This is a genomic window from Kosakonia sp. SOY2, assembly GCF_027109175.1.
Taxonomy (GTDB): domain Bacteria; phylum Pseudomonadota; class Gammaproteobacteria; order Enterobacterales; family Enterobacteriaceae; genus Kosakonia.
On sequence record NZ_JAPVXH010000002.1, the window covers coordinates 270,440 to 290,161 of the forward strand.

Sequence of the window (19,722 nt, forward strand, 5' to 3'; positions counted from 1 at the left end):
GCCGGAAGTGGAGCGTGGTCGCTGGCAGATGTGTTGACTTGCTGTAAGGATTAATAGTCCTGAATACCCACGCATATATATAAAACCGGAAAGCGCAGGGTGTTTGATAAAAATGGAATATAAAGAATGGGATTATTTAAACTGTTCGGCAAGGTTGATAACGCTGTAAATCGCGGCTATGCCCGTTGGGGAAAATGGATTTGGGCAGCGCTGATTGCGCCTTTTATTATTTACGGTGCCTGTATTGTCTGGGCGTCAATCTGGGGGCCGCCAGTCGGGCCGGTCACGCTAATTATTCACAGTGAAATTGACCGGCCAATTTTGGGATTTAGTGTTAATGGTGTGGCGGGACCCAATGCGTTTGCTCACGGAGGTGGGAAGGCAACATGCTGTGGCAGTATCAGCGGGAAGACGGCCGAAGTTATCTGGACGCTGGACATCACCCATGAACAGTATCTCAAAGGGATGCGCCTGGAAAAGCGTCGTGTCGTGATGCCATTACCGGAACGAAAGTGGGGGGAGAACGATCTGCATGTTCACTTTTTACCCGGAGATAAAGTTCTGCTGGGCTGGAGTGATAATGCCTGGTCACCTTATGAAAAACGTCCCGATATTCCCGGAAAAGCTGTAAAGCATGAGCACAACTGATGGATATCGAAAGCATTATTGCAGCTGCGAAACGGGCACAGCAGGCAGAGGATGCCGGGCTGGGAAATTGTTCACGTACCTGGCATGTTGGTTTCTTTTTTGATGGGATTCACCGCAATATTGATCAGGATGCATCAGAGCAACGCCTTAGCAATGTGGCGCCATCAAGCGGCTACAATTGTAAATCAACCCGGAAGTGAGACTGGCCTGGAGCGGGGTTTACAGGGGCCACTGACAGGAGAATATTGAGAGCTGCAGGGCACTTTTGTACAGCCAGTGCGGCGGGTTACATTAATTAAAAGTAATATATTGATTTTTTTGGAAAAAATATTGTGTTGCGGAATGAATTCCTGTTGCAAAATTTAATGCCATTTCAATAAATGCATCCTTATATCCATTCATTTTTATCTCTGTAGGAAGATAATCTATATACTTATTCGACTCAATTTATGATAAAACCGGAGGATTTATCTGTCGTCGAGCAAGTGATTGCATTATTTTTGCGGAAATTTAACGGAAGAGGCAAATATCTTTGCCGATCATGGTAAAATCATCATTTTCTATAAATTTAAATAATTTGCACAGGTCATTGTAATATTGATCGCCAATGATAATAACTTTATCGCCTGCCTTTGTGAAAAAGGCTTAGAGCTACCAGCACCAGAAAATGTATTTCCAGATAGGAATTTGGGTTGTTATGGTAGTTTGCAAGGCGATATGGCGTTTTGGTTAGATATATGCTGGAGACCTTTTTCGGATAGTTTAACGGGGGATGAAGAAATTCACTATCTCAAATGAAAAAGGTTTCTAAAGATAAAATTCAATTTATTAAATGTCATCGGTAATTAATAATAGATATGGAAAATAGTTCACCTTCATTATATGAAACGCTTTACGGCAATTTCACCGGCGGGCTTGATCTCCATCAGGTCAATGAACAAAACCAGGCAATTTTGTCTGTACTCGACAATATGCAACGTATCCTCAATTGTCGCGCCGGGACGCTGAAGCATCTGCCGGATTATGGATTACCGGATATGACAAAAATTCTGCAGGGTATGCCGGGTACCGCTCACCAGTTGTTGCAGGTATTTTCTGACGTGCTACTCAAATACGAGCCGCGCCTGAAAAAAATAACCGTTGTGCTTCTCGATCAGGAAATCCCCGGTGAACTGCGCTACGCCATTGATGCTGAACTTAATGGTATTGGCCTGGTACGCTATGGCACAGTGTTTATGCCTGAGGGGCGTGTTTTGCTTCGTCATCTTAAACAACAGCAGTATCTTGATGAGAAAGATAAATTATAAGGATTTAGGGTTGTGGATATTTTTACTCAGAATCTATGTGCCGACACTGCATCATCATCTTTTATTCAATAAAGTCGCAATAATATGAAAGGGTAAGACATTGTTAGCGTAATTAATATATTAATGGTGCGCCTGGGATAATACTCATCGTTCAATTTCTTTTATAAAAGAGACTCATCGCCTCCAGCCCGCAGGCGCATATTACTTCGTTAATTAAACTGGCTGACACCGTCTATAAAGGTGTTACTGCATCCTGGGTTTTATAGTGCTGATCTGGCAGCACAGCAGTATCCGCAATCTTTCGAATATGCAGAAAATGAAGCTGTATAAACAATAATCTTCCACCGTTGTAGACCCATCAGATGGATACCTGGTCATGAATGACATTTCCCCCCGTAAAATCAAAACCGGTTGCGACCCGCGTACTCTTGCGGATTATGCCATCCTGCGCGATGAGTTGAGCAAACTGACCCATCCGGCGCGCCCGGACGTGAACTGGCGGTATGTAGAAAAACTCTGTCTCTCACTGTTTGAGCAAAATGGCGTGGAATTGCAAACGGCCGCCTGGTATACGCTTGCCCGGACTCAACTGGCCGGATTATTCGGTCTGAATGAAGGGCTGGCAATACTGGAGGCCCTGATAAGCCATCAGTGGGGAGTGCTCTGGCCGCAGCCTGTACACGCCCGCATGGAAATCCTCAGTAATCTGAGTCAACGCCTGCAGCAACGGATGCGTACGCTACCGCTGAACTACAGCGACCTCAGCCAGCTATACCGGGCGGAACAACTGCTAACGAGTCTCGGCGCGGTGCTACAGCGCCTGGAGTTAAAACATCTGAGCCAGCTCGATACGTTGCGATCGATGATACATAACAGTGCTGTTCGGCTGGAAAATAGTGACGGCGCATCCGACTCTGATGCAACTATTCAGGCTGGTATCGTGCTGCCTGCACCAGTAATGAATAGCGCCGGAATATTAAGTGATGCTCTGCCGGGTATTCCTGTTACCGAAAAGCGCGAACCGGCCAACACGGTAAATTGGGTTTATGTTGCCCATCCCGAACATCAGCCGAACGTGGATGTACTGACGGCGATACCGGTACAGGTAAAAAAGTGGAAACCTTTTGCTGCCGGGATGTGCATCATGCTGATAATAAGTGCGGCGACGGTGTGGGGCTGGCATGCCTTGCATCGACTTGACCCGCTACAGACTCAGCTTGCTGCATCGCTGGCACCTTTTCCTGCAATACTCACGCCCGCGCAACTTGATACGCTGCGTCAGCACGCTCCCATACCGCAAACCATGTTCACAGCTACGCAGCAGCAGCTCGTGCGCTTAGGTCAGTTGCCACCGGACTGGAATATTGACTACAGCCGTCAACTGGTCGAGCAGGCGCAGTCGCTCTGGCCTGAACAGGCGAAACCACTGGCACAACGGTGGTTTCGGCAGTTGAATGCAGCCAGCATACCGACAGAAAATCTGAGTGGCTGGCATCAGGGGATGACGAAGTTACAGCAACTGAGTAACCGGCTGAGTGGGCTGGATGGGCACAAGGGTAAATACATGACGGTCAGTGAGTTGAAGTCATCCGTCTTTGGCATGATGACCAGCTTTCAGCAGACTGAACCGACGGAGGAGCAGCTTCGTCAGATTAATTTATTGCCCGTCGCTTCTCCTCTGCGTCAGCAACTTATCCGGCAACTGGAACAGCATCTCCGGGCACAGATTTATACACTGGGGCAGATGAAAAACAGCGCACTTGTAACGAAGTTGCTGCGCGAACAAGCGGTAAATCCCAGCCCCCTGAACGATTAAGGCAACGACTTTTGGTGAGGAGTATGATGTCCGGCTCACCATGCCGAAGGTTGCGCCATATTTGGCAACGTTTAAGTGCGGTGTAACAAGAGCGACCTTTTGCCCGGGGTTGATGATGAGTTGGATCTGATGGGCTGCTGCACTGATTTTGGGGCTGTAGCAGTTTGACCAGGAGTTCAAAAAATGCAGGGAATTCAGGTGGGGCTATTTATATTCGCAGTGATTTTTTATAAACCTATTTGCGCACCGTAACACAGCAATTGCTACTGATTATGGCTATGCGGTGTTACGGGAACCTTCTGGTTAATCCTGCTTTTTCGTTGCGTTATCCGCTTTCGTATTACGCTTTTTTTTCAGCGCCATATAAATAAAGGTAACCAGTGCTGCCCCGATGATAAATCCTAATGTATGCATGTTTTAACCTTTCCTTCAGTTTCATACTGTTCGCAGGAGCGTGACTGAACGCCCTGCGAGCGTGCTTTTTCGCGACAAAATCCTGGCACAGATTTCGGTGTTATTCGACAACTTTTAACGATCATTCTTAAAGGGCAGGGGCGCGTCCTTTATTCAACGCACTTTGCATTATCAGTTCTGAATGGAGCGTGAGGTTCGCAGCGAATAATCGAACGCAGTTCGATGGAGAGCCCGTATCCCCAAAAGCAAAAACCCGCCTTTTGGGCGGGTTCTTTAAATTAGTGGTGCCCGGACTCGGACTAACGCCGTCAGGCGTTGAACAGCGCGTTTGTCGCGCTGGCCCCGAAGGGGGGAGCCGCTTGCGGCGAATAATCGAACGCAGTTCGATGGATAGTCCGTATTCCCAAAAGCAAAAACCCGCCTTTTGGGCGGGTTCTTTAAATGAGTGGTGCCCGGACTCGGAATCGAACCAAGGACACGGGGATTTTCAATCCCCTGCTCTACCGACTGAGCTATCCGGGCAACGGGGCGCATTAAACCTGATTCGCCGCGCTCCGTCAACGAAATTTCTTCAATTCGTTGCGGACTGCACAATCTATCACCACTTTGCGCATAATGCACGTTCGCTCAGGCAAAAAATGCTGTCCACAGGGCAGAAATCGGCATCGCGATCACCAGCGCGGGCAGCATATTCGCCACGGCAAACATCTTAATACCGCAGATGCGCAAGCCGGTCGCCAGCAGCAGAATGCCGCCTACGGCGGTGAAATCGCCCATCATTGCGGGCGTGGTCAGCGGCAGGATCAGCGTTGCGCAGGTGGCGAGGGTAAGCTGGATAATCAGCATCGGCACGGAAATCATCGCGACAGCAAAACCGAGTGAAGTAGCGAAAATCACGGCGGTAAAGAAATCGAGAAAAGCTTTGGCGATAAGAATACTTGGATCGCCGGTCATCCCTTCACGCATGGCGCCAAAAATCCCGGTGCCGCTGGCACAGAACAGAATAATGATTGCCACCAGGCTCTGAATAAACGACTCGTGAGCACTGTTGGCATCACCATCTTTGCGTTTTTGCAGCAGGTTACGTAGCGCGTTAACACCACCGCTGATACCGCGCTCGACATAACAAAGCTCGCCAATCAGCGTACCGACAAGCGTGGCGAGCACCATCACCGGCAAATTCACACATTTGATCACCAGCAAAATACCGATACCCAGCGATGCAAGGCCGAAAATCGAAGGCATGGAGGAACGGATACGCTCGGGGAGGCGGTGGCTGAGCAACGCGCCAAGGGTGCCGCCAATTAATACCGCAGCGGCGTTAATAAAAGGACCGATAAGCACGAGTCACTCCTGTGTTTCACATAACTGAATAATATGCCGCGTAGAATAGCATTTTTATGCGCGACCACGCCCGGCTTGGTTGCGCCTCTTTAGGAAAGGTGACATGATTGCGCGAATTTTATTCCGCCTTACGGGAGCCGCCAGATGACGCACATGACTGCTGTTTGTCACGCATTTTGCACCTGCATGCCTTCGCGCACCCGTATCATTTTCCCCCATACTTCACTCACCATGCGGTGAGGTTAACGCACGCTCACTGTAGGACAACAGTAAGATCAGAAGCTGTCTGCTTTTACTGATGTCTGGCGGTCGGAGCTGGTTCCAGTCAGACACGTTCGTTGGGCGAAGCAACTGCTTTGTCCGGGGTCTTTTACTCCCCTGAAACGGGTATTCGTGCTTATGAAATCAATGAAAATTGCCGTCAGCCGCGAGCTGATATCTGCGCTTTCCACCCACCGCGAAGTGGTGACGCTGGACAGTACCGATTTTACGGATGTGGCGGCAGTCGTCATGACATTAGCGGAGAGTCGCAGCGGCATTCTTGCGTTACTCAAACGGACGGGGTTTAACCTGCCGGTTTTTTTGTTCACTCAAGAGCCGGAGAGTGCGCCGCAGGGCGTGACAGCGGTGATCGGCGGTAAAGATCAGGACTGGCTGGAGCTGGAAACCGCCGCCTGTGACTATGAAGACAATCTGTTGCCGCCATTTTTCGATACGCTGCGCCAGTATGTCGAAATGGACAACAGCACGTTTGCCTGCCCCGGTCATCAACACGGCGAGTTCTTTAAAAAGCACCCGGCGGGCCGCCAGTTTTACGAATTCTTCGGCGAGAATGTTTTTCGCGCCGACATGTGCAACGCCGACGTCAAGCTTGGCGATTTACTGATCCACGAAGGTTCGGCCAAACACGCGCAGAAGTTTGCCGCAAAGGTATTCAATGCCGACAAAACCTATTTTGTATTGAACGGCACTTCTGCCGCCAACAAAGTGGTGACCAATGCGCTGCTAACGCGGGGCGATCTGGTGCTGTTCGATCGTAATAACCATAAATCCAACCATCATGGTGCGTTGATCCAGGCCGGTGCAACGCCGGTCTATCTGGAAGCGGCGCGTAACCCGTTTGGTTTTATTGGTGGCATTGACGATCACTGCTTTGATGAGGGTTATCTGCGCGAGCTGATCCGCGAAGTCGCGCCGGAAAAGGCAGACCAGCCGCGCCCGTTCCGTCTGGCGGTGATCCAGCTTGGGACTTACGACGGCACGATCTACAACGCACGGCAGGTGATCGACAAGATCGGCAGTCTGTGCGATTACATTTTGTTTGATTCGGCGTGGGTAGGGTATGAGCAATTTATCCCGATGATGGCCGACTGCTCGCCGCTGCTGCTGGAGCTAAACGAGAATGATCCGGGCATTTTTGTCACCCAGTCGGTGCATAAGCAGCAGGCCGGGTTCTCACAAACCTCGCAGATCCACAAAAAAGATAACCATCTGCGTGGACAGACACGTTTTTGCCCGCATAAGCGGCTGAACAATGCCTTTATGCTACATGCATCAACCAGCCCGTTTTATCCGCTGTTTGCCGCGCTGGACGTGAATGCCAAGATCCATCAGGGTGAGAGCGGACGCCGGCTGTGGGCAGAATGTGTGGCGCTGGGCATTGAAGCGCGCAAAGCGATCATCGCGAACTGTAAGATGATCAAACCCTTTGTGCCGCCGGAGATCGCCGGGCGGCCGTGGCAGGATCACCCGACGGAAGTGATCGCCCGCGAGCGGCGCTTCTTCAGCTTTGAGCCGGGTGATAAATGGCACGGTTTTGAAGGTTATGCGCACGAGCAATATTTTGTTGATCCCTGCAAGCTGCTGTTGACCACGCCAGGCATCGACGTGGAAACGGGCGAATATACCGAGTTTGGTATTCCGGCCACCATTCTGGCGCATTACCTGCGTGAAAATGGCATTGTGCCGGAGAAGTGCGATCTCAACTCGATCCTGTTCCTGCTGACGCCAGCCGAAAGCGCCGAGAAGATGGCGCAGCTGGTAGCGATGCTCGCCCAGTTCGAACAACATATTGAAGATGACACGCCGCTGGCCGATGTGCTGCCAACCATCTTTAATAAATATCCGGTGCGTTATCGCGACTATACGCTGCGTGAGCTGTGCCAGGAGATGCACGATCTGTATGTGAGTTTTGACGTAAAAGATCTGCAAAAAGCAATGTTCCGCAAAGCCAGCCTGCCAGCGGTCGTGATGAACCCGCAGGATGCAAACAGTGAGTTTATTCGCGGCAATGTTGAGCTGGTGCGCATCAGTATGGCGGAAGGGCGCATCGCCGCCGAAGGTGCGCTGCCCTATCCGCCGGGCGTGCTCTGCGTGGTGCCGGGAGAAGTGTGGGGCGGGGCGGTGCAGCGCTATTTCCTCGCGCTGGAAGAGGGCGTCAATCTGCTGCCGGGCTTTTCACCGGAGCTACAGGGCGTTTATTCCGAGACCGACACCGACGGCATCAAACGCCTGTACGGCTATGTACTGAAGTAGACTTTAGCCCCTCAACCGCACGGTGAGGGGCCATCTCACGCAGCCACCCGGCGGTACATGCGCCTCGGGTGGCCAATTTTCCCGTACTGCATCTCCACCGCCAGAAACCCGGCTTCCACGCAGTGTTCCAGATAGCGCCGGGTGGTGGTTTTGCTCAACCCCGTTTCGCTCACCACTTCATCGACGGAAAAACAGCGCGCCATCTCGTCGGCAAACAGTTTCTGAATCAGCGCCAGCGTACTCTCTTCAATGCCTTTACTGCCGTTATCCTGGCGGAAATTTTTTGCCTGTAACTGGTAAAGTGAGTCCACATTCTGCTGGTCGACAATTTTCCACACGCGTTGCTGCTCGGCGAATTGCACAAAGCGCTCCAGCGACTGGCTCAGCCGCTTCCACGACACGGGTTTGAGGATATAGTCGAACGCGCCATTGCGGATTGCCTGGCTACAGGTGTCCATATCGCTGGCGGCGGTAATAAAAATCACCGAGCAGTTCGCGCGAATAATCTGCGGATCGTTAATAAGGGTAATGCCTTTGCCATCCGGCAAATAGTTATCCAGTAACACTAACTGCGGCTGCATGTTGCTCAATAACTCGCGCGCTTCGGCAAGCGACGAGGCAATACCAACCAGGCGCAGGCGCGGGTGTTTGCTGACCAGTTCCGCATTAAGCTGCGCAAGCGTGTTTTCATCTTCTACTATCAGCACGTCTATCAGTTCATGTTGCATAATTCTGATCTTCCAGGGTCGGCACGGGACACGGTACGTTACCCGTTTCAGGAATAAACAAAGAGAAAATTGTGCCGCGAGGCGTGTTAGCGGAGACTTCAATCGATCCGCCCACCTGCGTGACATAGCTGGCGATCAGGTACAGACCAATGCCATGATCGCCACTGCGCTTGGTGGTCATCCCGCGTTCAAAAATATGATCGCGAATCGCCGGATCAATGCCGATACCGCGATCCGCCACTTCAATAATCAACTCCCGTTCGTTCAGCAAAATCAGCACTTCAACCGGTTCGTGAGGCAGCGTGGCGCGCTGGGTTGCTTCAATCGCGTTATCTAACAGATTACCGATGATGGAGATAAGCTCCGCTTCACCCAACAACCGGCAGGCTCTCTCCATCTGACACAGCGGATCAAAGGCCAGTTCGACACCTTTTTCACGGGCGCGCGCCGCTTTCCCCAGCAGCAAACCGCACAGCGTCGGCGAGCTAAAGCGCGAAGAGATAAAATCCAGCAACTCCTGCGCGTGCTCTGACTGCGCCTGAATGTAGCGCACGGCTTCATCGTAGCGCTCCATATGCAGCAGGCCAGAGAGCGTGTTCATGCGGTTGAGTTGCTCGTGGCGCATAATGCGCAGGTTATCAACGTAGCGCTTCACCTGGCTGAGTTGCGCGCTCAGCGTGTCTATCTCGTTGCGATCGCGAAAGGTGATCACCCAACCCTGCAATTTATTCTCCAGCATGATGCGTACCCGGCTGGCAATCACCGTTAACTGATTAAAACGGCAAATCTCATCATGCGTATCGTTTTCCAGCATCATCGAACGGTCAAAAAACGGCACCGGGGCAATGACTTCATCGATAGTTTGCCCGCGGAGCTCGCGCGTTGGCTGGCTTAACCCCAGAAGTTTGCGTGCGGCCTGATTGATCACTTCAATGTGCAGTTCGCTGTCAATAGCAATCACCCCTTCGTAGATCGATTCCATCATCGCTTTTTGTTGGCGCACCAGCAGGCCAATCTCCCGCGGCTCAAGGGAGAAGATCTGTTTTTTAATGCTGCGGGTAAAGAACCAGGAAAAAATAAACAGCGCTGCCAGCAGCAATACAGCGGCAATAAAAATGTTGATCACTTTACCGAGCGTGATGGTATCGAGATAACTGGTCAGATACCCCACTGACACAATCCCGATAACGCGCCCGGCATCATCAAAAATCGGCGCTTTACTACGTAACGAAATACCCAGCCCGCCTTTACGGATAGTGGTGATGCTTTTCCCGTGCAACACCTCGGTATTATCGTCACCCACTAATGTTTTTCCGACCACATCAGAATGGACTGAATGAAATAAATGCAGGCCTTTGTCATCGCCAATAACAATAAAGCTTGCGTCGCTATGCGCCACCACTTTATGCATAAATTGCGCGATGGCTCGAATATCTTTATTGGCAACCGATTGGCGTAAATTCGGAATAATCGCTATTTCCTCAGCCTGTATTTTTGCCCGGGCACTCATTTCCTGATATAGCTGACGGCCGACATCCTTATAATAATAAACGCCAAGCAGAACGAACAAACCGGAGAAAAAAAGCACCAGCGAAATAAAAAGTTTGATTTGGAAAGAGACTTTCATGACGGTTCGCACAGCAGCCAGCAAAGCGCCAATGTAGCATCTTTTTGCGCACGCGTACGCAGTTTACTGGAAACTTGTGATCCCTTGCACAGCCAGCGCTGAAGCGGAAAAATGGTCTGTTAAATATTCTTTTTTGGAAATGTTATTAACTTGTGTTTCTATTTAAAAAAACCATAAAAACCACGCCAATAATTAAGGCGTAAATCACACAAAATAAAAGAAACCATAAAAACCATAGGAGCCATTAAAACTCCGGTTTTAATATGCTATTCCTCACATAAAGTACGCATTTAGCCCTTTACTCTACAGGCACAAAATAACCAAGGGGCTTAATTATGAGCACAACTGACGATTCATTCTCTGTTACCTCTGAATCGCTGGCGATTCAAAAAACATCACTGAAGGATAAGTGGTGGCACATTATGGATACGTGGAAAGTTGGGATTATTCCACTGCCATTATTCCTGCTGGCCGGTGCGTTAATTGCTATCGATTGTCTTGGCGGCAAGTTGCCGAGCGATATCGTCGTGATGGTGGCGACGCTGGCGTTCTTCGGCTTTGCCTGCGGTGAGTTCGGCAAACGTCTGCCGATCGTCGGCAAACTGGGCGCAGCGGCGATTTGTGCCACCTTTATTCCTTCAGCAATGGTTTATTACGGTTTGCTGCCGGACGTGGTGGTCGAGTCCACAACGAAATTCTACAAATCAACCAACATCCTCTATCTCTACATCTGCTGCATCATTGTCGGCAGTATCATGAGCATGAACCGCACCACCCTGATTCAGGGTTTCCTGCGTATCTTCTTCCCGATGGTTTGCGGCGAAGTGGTTGGCATGCTGGTGGGGATGGGCGTAGGCCTGGCGCTGGGTATGGAACCGTTCCAGATCTTCTTCTTTATCATTCTGCCAATTATGGCGGGTGGTGTAGGTGAAGGTGCGATTCCGCTCTCCATTGGTTACGCCACGCTGCTGCACATGGATCAGGGCGTCGCGCTGGGCCGTGTACTGCCGATGGTGATGCTGGGCGGTCTGACCGCAATCATTATTTCCGGCTGCCTGAACCAGTTGGGTAAACGCTTCCCGCATCTGACTGGCGAAGGCCAACTGATGCCTAACCGCAGCAATGGTGATGAGCAAGCACCGGCTGCCCCTGCGTTTTCCGGTAAAACTGATGTTACTACCATCGCGGCGGGCGCACTGCTGGCAGTATTGCTGTACATGATCGGCATGCTCGGCCACAAACTGATTGGCCTGCCTGCACCGGTCGGCATGCTGTTTGCCGCCGTGCTGGTTAAGCTGGCGCACGGTGTTTCTCCGCGCCTGCTGGAAGGTTCTCAGGTGGTGTACAAATTCTTCCAGACCTCTGTGACTTACCCAATCCTCTTCGCCGTGGGCGTTGCCATTACGCCGTGGGAAGAGCTGGTTCACGCTTTCACTCTCGATAACTTGCTGGTGATCGTGAGTACCGTTTCCGCACTGGTTGCCACTGGTTTCTTCGTAGGTAAAAAGATTGGCATGCATCCGATTGATGTCGCCATCGTTTCCTGCTGCCAGAGCGGCCAGGGTGGTACAGGGGATGTTGCCATCCTGACTGCCGGTAACCGTATGAGCCTGATGCCGTTTGCACAGATTGCCACCCGTATTGGCGGTGCGATCAACGTGTCGGTATCGCTGCTGGTTCTTGGCAATTTCCTCGTCTGATTAAGCACTACAGGAACTGATATGAAACTCGCAAGCTTTGTCCATCAGGGGATCCGTAGCTACGGCATCGTCAAGGCTGATGGCGTTATCAATCTGGGTCAGCGTCTGGGAGACCGCTACGGTGATTTGAAATCGTTGCTCGCGGCCGACGCGCTGAGTGAGGCACAACAGCTGAGTGGTGAAGCGACGGATCTGCGCTTTGACGATCTCAACTTCCTGCCGGTTATTGAAAACCCGGGGAAAATTCTCTGCGTCGGCATGAACTACGCCGAAAAACGCAAAGAGTTCGATCAACATAACCCGGCACCGACGCTGTTTGTGCGCTTCGCCGACTCGCAAACCGGGCATAACGCACCGGTGCTGAAACCGCGCCACTCCAGCGAATTCGACTACGAAGGTGAGCTGGCAGTGATCATCGGTAAGGGTGGCGAAAACATCTCTCGTGACGTGGCGTTAAGCCATGTCGCAGGTTACAGCTGCTATATGGATGGCTCTGCGCGTGACTGGCAGCACACCTGGTTCACCGCCGGGAAAAACTGGCGGCAAACCGGCGCGTTCGGCCCTTGGATGACCACGGCTGATGAGATCCCCGATCCGCATCAGCTCACGATCCGCACGTGGTTGAATGGCCGCATGGTGCAGGACGACAACACCGCCAGCATGATCCACAAGGTCGCCGAGCTTATCGAGTACATCAGTACCTTTACCAGCCTGACGCCGGGCGACGTCATCATCACCGGCTCACCGGGCGGTGTTGGTAAAAAACGCAATCCACCGCTGTTTATGAAAGCAGGCGATCGCATCGAAGTGGAGATCGAAAATATCGGTCACCTCAGCAATGTGATCATTGATGCGCCAGCCCATGCGCTGACAGCAGCGCACTAAGGACGAAGGCAATACAATGCAAGCACGACCCTCCATCGACTTCCGCGTTGCGGAAGTCAACGGCAATACTCAACGGCTGGCCTCTATCCGCGCGCTGCTCGCTGACAGTGGTTTAGGTATGGACAGCGATATCACCACCTTCGTTGAAGCCTGGTCGGGAAACCGGCTGGTGGGTTGTGCAGGTCTCGCCGCCAACGTCATCAAGTGTGTAGCGGTTGAAGAGCAGTTGCGTGGCGAAAACCTCAGTGCGCGGCTGCTGGCAGAAGTTGAGCATCTGGCGCTGGCGCGTGGACATTTTCATCTGTTCCTGTGCACGCGCCCTTGCAATCGTGAGCGTTTCCAGCACAGCGGCTTTTGGCCGGTTGCCCAGAGCGGCAACAATGCGATATTGATGGAAAATACGCCGTCTGGCATTCAGCGTTACTGCCGCACGTTGCAGGCGCGCCGCGTTGCCGGAAAGCGCATTGGCTCTATTGTGATGAATGCCAATCCCTTCACGCTTGGCCATCGGCATCTGGTGGAGCAGGCTGCACAGGCCTGCGACTGGCTGCACCTGTTTGTGGTGCGGGAAGATGCCTCGTTCTTTCCTTTCTCCGCACGGCTGAAAATGGTGAAGGCGGGCGTGGCGCATCTGCCTAATGTCACGGTTCACGAAGGCTCTCAGTACATTATTTCCCGCGCTACCTTTCCGGCCTATTTCCTCAAAGAGACCGGCAAAGTGCAGCAGGCGTGGAGCGAAATCGACCTGCTCATCTTCCGTAACCATATTGCCCCGGCGCTCGGTGTTACCCACCGCTTTATCGGCAGCGAGCCGTTTTGCGATATCACCCGCCAGTACAACCAGACTATGCATCAGTTGCTGGCAGGTTCAGTCGAGGTGGTGGAAGTTCCGCGCATTAAAGCGACCGGCACCGCCATCTCTGCTTCGGAAGTACGCCGTTTACTTAAAACACACCAGTTTTCCCGTATTCGGGAAATTGTACCGGATACCACTTTTGCGCACCTTGAGTCTCATTACAGCGCGGAAGTCGCTTAAAAATCAGGAAAATAACTATGAAAATTGTAAGGGAGGCGCTGGCCGGGACGATGGAGTCCAGCGACCTGATGGTGAAAATAGCCCCCGCAGAAGGCGAGCTGGATATTGTTATCCATAGCGAGGTGATGAAGCAGTTTGGCGATCAAATCCGCAAGGTGGTGGATGCCACGCTGCGCGCGATGGAGATCCGCCAGGGCTTAATCATCATTGAAGACAAAGGCGCACTGGACTGCGTAATCCGAGCCCGTCTGCAAAGCGCCATTCTGCGCGCCGCCGAAGGCACCGAAATCGACTGGGGGAAACTGCTGTGAAAAAACTACGTCGTAGCATGCTGTTCCTGCCAGGCGCCAACGCCGCCATGCTCTCCACCGCTTTTATCTACCGCCCTGATTCGATCATGTTCGACCTGGAAGACGCGGTAGCGCTGCGTGAAAAAGACACCGCGCGCCTGCTGGTGTTCCACGCACTGCAACACCCGATGTATCAGGATATGGAAACCGTGGTGCGTATTAACCCACTGAACACGCCGTTTGGCCTGCCTGATCTGGAAGCGGTAGTGCGCGCCGGTGTTGATGTGGTACGCCTGCCGAAAACCGATACCCCGGAAGATATCTACGAGCTGGAACGTCACCTGGAGCGTATTGAACTGGCTTGCGGGCGTGAAGTGGGATCGACCCGTGTAATGGCGGCGATTGAGTCGGCGGTTGGCGTCATTAACGCCGTTGCGATTGCACGTAGTTCGCAGCGCTTAATTGGTATCGCGCTGGCCGCGTTTGACTACGTGATGGATATGCAAACCGAACGTGGCGACGGCACCGAGCTGTTCTACGCGCGCTGCGCTGTACTGCACGCCGCGCGTGCCGCCGGAATTGACGCGTTCGATGTGGTGTGGTCAGACGTCAATGATGAAGCCGGTTTCCTGCGTGAAGTCGATCTGGTGCGCAAAATGGGTTTCAACGGCAAATCGCTGATCAACCCACGCCAAATCGATCTGCTGCATAACGCCTATGCGCCAACCCAGCAGGAAGTTGACCACGCGAAAGTGGTTATCGAAGCGGCGGAAGAGGGCGAACGCAATGGCCTCGGCGTGGTTTCGCTGAACGGCAAAATGATTGACGCCCCGATTATTAATCACGCGCAGATGGTGCTGGAACGTGCAGCTGCGTCCGGCGTGCGTCGTTAAGGACAGAACAATGAATCAAACAGAGCTTCTTCACGTTAATTTTCCCCATCTGCGTGATTTAAAACCCTTTGAAAGCGCGCATGCGGCAACACCGTGGCTGGCGGATATCAACACCAAACACACGCGCAAACTGTGCGCGACGCTGGAAGACGCGATTGCCCGCAGTGGTCTGAAAGACGGCATGACCATCTCTTTCCACCATGCATTTCGCGAAGGCGATCGTGTGATCAACAACGTCGTGGCAACGCTGGCGCGTCTGGGATTTAAAAACCTGACGCTGGCTTCCAGTTCGCTGATGACCTGCAACGATGCGCTGATCGAGCATATTCAGAATGGTGTGATCTCACGCATTTACACCTCCGGGATGCGCGGCAAGCTGGCGGATGCAATCTCTCACGGCCTGATGGCGGAACCGGTTCAGATCCACTCACACGGCGGCCGCGTGAAGCTGTTGCAGGATGGCGAGCTGAACATTGATGTCGCTTTCCTCGGCGTGCCGTGCAGCGATGAGTTCGGTAACGCCAACGGCACTCAGGGGAAATCCTGCTGTGGCTCGCTGGGTTACGCGATGGTGGATGCGCAGTTCGCCAAAAAAGTGGTGTTACTGACCGAAGAGCTGGTGCCGTTCCCGAACATGCCTGCGAGCCTTGGTCAGGATCAGGTTGATCTGATCGTGCAGGTAGAAAGCGTGGGCGATCCTGCGAAAATCAGCGTCGGTGCGGCCCGCGTCACCAGCAATCCGCGCGAGCTGATGATTGCCCGCTACGCGGCAGATGTCATTGAACATTCGGGGTATTTCAAAGACGGTTTCTCCATGCAGACCGGCTCCGGCGCAGCAGCGACCGCAGCGACGCGCTTCATGGAAGAAAAAATGGAGCGCCACGGGGTGAAAGCCCGCTTCGCGCTTGGCGGCATCACCGGTAGCCTGGTGGATCTGCATGAGAAAGGGCTTATTGAAAAACTGCTGGATACGCAGTGTTTCGATGGCGAAGCGGCGGCTTCGCTGCGCCGTAACCCGAATCATGTCGAGATCTCCACTAACGTCTATGCCAACCCGGGCGGTAAAGCTGCCAGTTGCGATCAACTGGATGTGGTGATCCTCAGCGCGCTGGAGATCGATGTCGACTTCAACGTTAACGTTATCACCGGTTCTGATGGCGTGATGCGTGGCGCATCCGGCGGTCACTGCGATGTCGCGGCAGCTGCCAACCTCACCATTGTCGTGGCTCCTTTGCTACGCAGCCGCATTCCTACCGTTGTAAAACGCGTGACCACATTGCTGACGCCAGGGGAAAGCATCGACGTGCTGGTCACCGATCATGGTATTGCTGTTAACCCGGCGCGTCCGGATATCCGCGAGCGTTTGCTGGCGGCGGGCCTGAAAATCGTCGACATCGAAGCGCTTTATCAGCGTGCGATTTCACTGACCGGCGAACCGAAACCGATCGCTTTTACTGACCGCATTGTTGGTGTAATCCGCTATCGCGACGGCAGCGTGATCGATGTGGTTCGTCAGGTTAAAGAGGACAATCTATGACCACACTGACGCCCGTGAGAGCGGGCGTCAGCCTCGAAGCGCTGCTGGCGGCGAAAGATAGCCGCGCGGCGCGTCAGGCTGACTGGCTCACTCATTATCAACAACCCGTTATTTCGCTGACGCTGGTTACCCCCGGAGCGGTAAAAGACAGTATTCGTTACCGCAATACCATGGGCGTGGCACTCCAGGCCTGCGACCAGTTGTTGTGGCAAAACCGCTGGCGCGTGCTGGACAGGCAGGTATTGTGGCTGCCAACCGGCGCAGAAGCGTTGTGGTGCGTGGAGCACCCGGCGGTGGAAATCAAAGCGCAGTGCGTGGAGATGGAACAGACCCATCCGCTTGGCAGATTGTGGGATTTCGATGTGTTTTGCCCGAAAGCAGGGCAGGTGGGGCGGCATTCGCTGGATCTAAATACTCGCCGCTGTCTGGTATGTGATGAACCTGCACACGGCTGCGCCCGTTCGCGTCGCCATTCGTTAGAAGATGTAGTGGCTCGCGTGGAGAAATTAATTGATGGCTGGTTTGCTCGCGACTAAATCCGCCATTGCTGATGTGCCTGAGCTTGCGGCGCAGGCGTTGCGTCTTGAGCTGGATTTAACCCCCAAACCGGGGCTGGTGGACAGAGCCAATAACGGCTCGCACCAGGATATGGATCATGCGCTGTTTTTAAAGAGTATTGCGGCGATTACGCCGTGGTTCAGGGTCTTTGCCGAAGCAGGAAAAACCCATGCGCAGAAATCGGCCAGCGAGCAGCTACGGCTGCTGCGCCCGATGGGTATCGCCTGCGAGCAAGCGATGTTCACGGCGACAGGGGGCGTGAACACCCATAAGGGCGGCATTTTTTCGCTTGGTCTGCTCTGTTTCGCCGCCGGGCGTTTGCAGGGACAAGGGCGCAGGGTTAGCGCTGACGCGCTTTGCCAGCAGGTCAGTGAAATCTGCTGTGGATTAGTGGCGCGTGAGCTTGATGGTCGCCCACAGGCTATCACGGCGGGTGAAAAACAGTTTCGCCAGTATGGGCTGACGGGGGCACGCGGTGAAGCCGAGCAGGGGTTTATCACTGTGCGCCGCGCGGTGTTGCCGTTCTGGCATCAGGAGCAAGGGGAGCGGCGGTTACACAATGCGCTGCTGCGCCTGATGGCCGCGAACCGCGACAGCAATCTGGTATCTCGCGGTGGTATTGAAGGGCTGCACTACGTACAGGATTATGCGGCGAGGTTGCTGGTAACTGGCTGGGATAGCGACACGCTGCGCGATATGGATAAGGCGTTAATGGCTCGTCGGTTAAGCCCCGGCGGGAGTGCCGATCTGCTGGCGGTAGCCTGGGTTCTTGCCGGGCTGTAAGTAGGTTATAAAAAATCATCTGTATAGCAGATGGTATTGATCGCGCCCAGGAGACGAGCGCTAAAAGCATTAATAAAAGCCTCAGCCTGTTCTGCACGATTTAAAGCAAAAGTTAATAAGCCAACGCCTGTTGCTGACCACCTTCGCAAAAAGAGATGGTCAAATGGTCACAAAAAACCCGGCGCTCAGGCCGGGTTTTGTCTTTGCATCGTTAACCACCTTCAGGAGATGGTTATCAGTTTCAGGCTTTCTGCGCCACGCCTTCTGGCTCACGCACGTGTTTATACTTAAACAGCATCACGAAGGCGAAGGCCAGCACCAGTGAGTAACCAGCGAAAATCAGCCACACGGTTTTCCAGTCGGTGATGCCCGCAGTGGTGTAAATCTCCACCACTTTGCCGCTCACCATCCCGCCGAGGATACAGCCGAAGCCGTTGGTCATCATCAGCAACATACCCTGCGCACTGGCGCGGATAGCCGGATTCACCTCTTTCTCCACGAATACCGAACCGGAGATGTTGAAGAAGTCGAATGCACAACCGTAAACGATCATCGACAGAACCAGCAGTACGGTACCGAACGGCGTCGGGTCGCCATAAGCAAACAGACCAAAACGCAGCACCCAGGCGATGATACTGATCAGCATGACGTTCTTGATGCCGTAACGGCTCATAAAGAACGGGATCGCCAGGATAAATGCGGTTTCGGAAATCTGCGAAATCGACATCATCACCGACGCATGTGTCACGATGAAGCTGTTGGCGAACATCGGGTTCGCGTCAAAGCTGTGCAGGAAGGTGTTGCCGAACATGTTGGTGATCTGCAACTCGGCGCCTAACAGCATCGAGAAGATAAAGAAGATCGCCATGCGCTTGTTTTTAAACAGCGCGAAAGCGTTCAGGCCCAGCATTTCCACCCAGGTCTGTTTCTCTTTGCTTTTAGCAACCGGCATATGCGGCAGCGTCAGAGAGAACAGGCTCAGCACCAGCGACAGCGCCGCGCCAATGTAGAGCTGCATGTGGCTCAGTTCGAAACCGGAGAAGCTCACCGCCCACATCGCCAGAATAAAGCCGATGGTGCCCCAGATCCGAATCGGTGGGAAATCGGTCACGATATCGTGGCCTGCGGATTTCAGGCGGAAGTAAGAAATGGTGTTCACCAGGCCCAGCGTTGGCATGTAGGCCAGCGAGTTAAGCAGGATGATAGCGAACATTGCGCCTGGCGTGGTGACGCCTGCGGCGATAAATAATGTGATCGCGCCAACCAGATGGCACAGAGCATACACCCATTTTGCGCTCAGCCACTTGTCCGCAACGATACCGAGCAGCGTTGGCATCAGCAGTGATGCAATACCCAGCGAGCTATATACCGCGCCAATTTCCGCGCCCTGGAATTTCAGGGTAACGAACATATAAGAGCCAAGCGTAGTCAGCCAGCTTCCCCACAGGCAGAACTGCAGAAAGATAATGACTTTCAGCTGCAGCTTAAGATTCATGCTAATTTCCTCACAAAGGAGAGTGATAGATGTTGGAATGGGCACAATTGCGTTTGTTATGTGTCAGGATTCTACCATCTACGGGGTGGCGAATTTGTTATGCCCGACATAAAAATGCAAACTTCC

The 19,722-nt window shown here is 52.9% G+C and carries 18 protein-coding genes and 1 tRNA gene; 14 read left to right on the forward strand and 5 right to left on the reverse strand.

Annotated elements, in window-relative coordinates; genetic code table 11:
• The first annotated feature begins 126 nt into the window (after positions 1 to 126).
• The 5 genes from O3S68_RS14190 to O3S68_RS14210 all read left to right on the forward strand — a co-directional run bounded on the left by O3S68_RS14190 (position 127) and on the right by O3S68_RS14210 (position 3,771).
• Positions 127 to 648: a DUF3304 domain-containing protein gene (locus O3S68_RS14190; RefSeq protein ID WP_269231773.1), complete on the forward strand. Its 522-nt coding sequence runs from the start codon at positions 127 to 129 to the stop codon at positions 646 to 648.
• Positions 648 to 848: a hypothetical protein gene (locus O3S68_RS14195; RefSeq protein WP_269232032.1), complete on the forward strand. Its 201-nt coding sequence runs from the start codon at positions 648 to 650 to the stop codon at positions 846 to 848. Before O3S68_RS14190 ends, O3S68_RS14195 begins: the two co-directional genes overlap by 1 nt.
• Positions 849 to 1,245: 397 nt before the next feature.
• Entirely contained in the window at positions 1,246 to 1,446 is a 201-nt protein-coding gene (locus tag O3S68_RS14200) for a hypothetical protein (protein WP_269231774.1), read from the forward strand.
• 59 nt (positions 1,447 to 1,505) lie between these two features.
• The gene (tssE, locus tag O3S68_RS14205; RefSeq protein WP_442913154.1) at positions 1,506 to 1,955 is read left to right on the forward strand and encodes a type VI secretion system baseplate subunit TssE; all 450 of its coding nucleotides are present in this window, start codon (positions 1,506 to 1,508) and stop codon (positions 1,953 to 1,955) included.
• 376 nt (positions 1,956 to 2,331) lie between these two features.
• The gene (locus O3S68_RS14210; RefSeq protein WP_269231775.1) at positions 2,332 to 3,771 is read left to right on the forward strand and encodes a VasL domain-containing protein; all 1,440 of its coding nucleotides are present in this window, start codon (positions 2,332 to 2,334) and stop codon (positions 3,769 to 3,771) included.
• An 860-nt stretch (positions 3,772 to 4,631) separates the two neighbouring features.
• On the opposite strand, the gene O3S68_RS14215 is transcribed toward O3S68_RS14210, so the two are convergent.
• Together O3S68_RS14215 and O3S68_RS14220 are read right to left on the reverse strand one after the other, a co-directional pair.
• Positions 4,632 to 4,707 (reverse strand) — tRNA-Phe (locus O3S68_RS14215).
• 105 nt (positions 4,708 to 4,812) lie between these two features.
• Entirely contained in the window at positions 4,813 to 5,529 is a 717-nt protein-coding gene (locus tag O3S68_RS14220; RefSeq protein ID WP_020455190.1) for a DUF554 domain-containing protein, read from the reverse strand.
• Positions 5,530 to 5,928: 399 nt separating this feature from the next.
• Here O3S68_RS14220 and O3S68_RS14225 point away from each other — a divergent pair, with 399 nt between their 5' ends.
• Positions 5,929 to 8,064 (forward strand): ornithine decarboxylase, encoded by a 2,136-nt coding sequence (locus O3S68_RS14225; protein WP_020455189.1) that lies wholly within the window; start codon positions 5,929 to 5,931, stop codon positions 8,062 to 8,064.
• A gap of 35 nt (positions 8,065 to 8,099) precedes the next feature.
• Here the strand turns inward: O3S68_RS14225 and O3S68_RS14230 are convergent, their stop codons facing one another.
• Together O3S68_RS14230 and O3S68_RS14235 are read right to left on the reverse strand one after the other, a co-directional pair.
• The gene (locus O3S68_RS14230) at positions 8,100 to 8,792 is read right to left on the reverse strand and encodes a response regulator (protein WP_045512874.1); all 693 of its coding nucleotides are present in this window, start codon (positions 8,790 to 8,792) and stop codon (positions 8,100 to 8,102) included.
• Positions 8,782 to 10,419 carry an ATP-binding protein gene (locus O3S68_RS14235; RefSeq protein WP_269231776.1) on the reverse strand — a complete coding sequence of 546 codons (1,638 nt, stop codon included), beginning with the start codon at positions 10,417 to 10,419 and terminating at the stop codon, positions 8,782 to 8,784. Before O3S68_RS14235 ends, O3S68_RS14230 begins: the two co-directional genes overlap by 11 nt.
• 335 nt (positions 10,420 to 10,754) lie before the next feature.
• Between O3S68_RS14235 and O3S68_RS14240 the strand changes: the two genes are divergently transcribed.
• From O3S68_RS14240 to citG, 8 genes are read left to right on the forward strand one after another with little or no spacing between them, the layout of a single operon-like run.
• On the forward strand, positions 10,755 to 12,119 hold the full coding sequence (locus O3S68_RS14240) for a 2-hydroxycarboxylate transporter family protein (protein WP_086873479.1): 1,365 nt from the start codon (positions 10,755 to 10,757) through the stop codon (positions 12,117 to 12,119).
• A gap of 21 nt (positions 12,120 to 12,140) precedes the next feature.
• Complete coding sequence (locus O3S68_RS14245) at positions 12,141 to 13,004, forward strand: fumarylacetoacetate hydrolase family protein (RefSeq protein ID WP_045512864.1); 864 nt, start codon at positions 12,141 to 12,143, stop codon at positions 13,002 to 13,004.
• Positions 13,005 to 13,020: 16 nt separating this feature from the next.
• Positions 13,021 to 14,040, forward strand: a complete 1,020-nt coding sequence (gene citC / locus O3S68_RS14250; RefSeq protein WP_020455184.1) for a [citrate (pro-3S)-lyase] ligase — start codon at positions 13,021 to 13,023, stop codon at positions 14,038 to 14,040.
• Positions 14,041 to 14,057: 17 nt separating this feature from the next.
• The gene (gene citD, locus O3S68_RS14255; RefSeq protein ID WP_045512861.1) at positions 14,058 to 14,351 is read left to right on the forward strand and encodes a citrate lyase acyl carrier protein; all 294 of its coding nucleotides are present in this window, start codon (positions 14,058 to 14,060) and stop codon (positions 14,349 to 14,351) included.
• On the forward strand, positions 14,348 to 15,223 hold the full coding sequence (gene citE / locus O3S68_RS14260; protein WP_017457559.1) for a citrate (pro-3S)-lyase subunit beta: 876 nt from the start codon (positions 14,348 to 14,350) through the stop codon (positions 15,221 to 15,223). Before citD ends, citE begins: the two co-directional genes overlap by 4 nt.
• Positions 15,224 to 15,233: 10 nt before the next feature.
• A complete protein-coding gene (gene citF, locus O3S68_RS14265) occupies positions 15,234 to 16,760 on the forward strand; it encodes a citrate lyase subunit alpha (RefSeq protein WP_045512859.1) in 1,527 nt (508 codons plus the stop codon).
• On the forward strand, positions 16,757 to 17,296 hold the full coding sequence (gene citX / locus O3S68_RS14270; protein WP_020455180.1) for a citrate lyase holo-[acyl-carrier protein] synthase: 540 nt from the start codon (positions 16,757 to 16,759) through the stop codon (positions 17,294 to 17,296). The genes citF and citX overlap by 4 nt, the downstream gene beginning before the upstream one ends.
• A complete protein-coding gene (gene citG, locus O3S68_RS14275) occupies positions 17,274 to 18,101 on the forward strand; it encodes a triphosphoribosyl-dephospho-CoA synthase CitG (RefSeq protein ID WP_269231777.1) in 828 nt (275 codons plus the stop codon). Before citX ends, citG begins: the two co-directional genes overlap by 23 nt.
• A gap of 241 nt (positions 18,102 to 18,342) precedes the next feature.
• Here the strand turns inward: citG and O3S68_RS14280 are convergent, their stop codons facing one another.
• Complete coding sequence (locus tag O3S68_RS14280; RefSeq protein WP_160268718.1) at positions 18,343 to 19,596, reverse strand: nucleoside permease; 1,254 nt, start codon at positions 19,594 to 19,596, stop codon at positions 18,343 to 18,345.
• Positions 19,597 to 19,722: the final 126 nt, after the last annotated feature.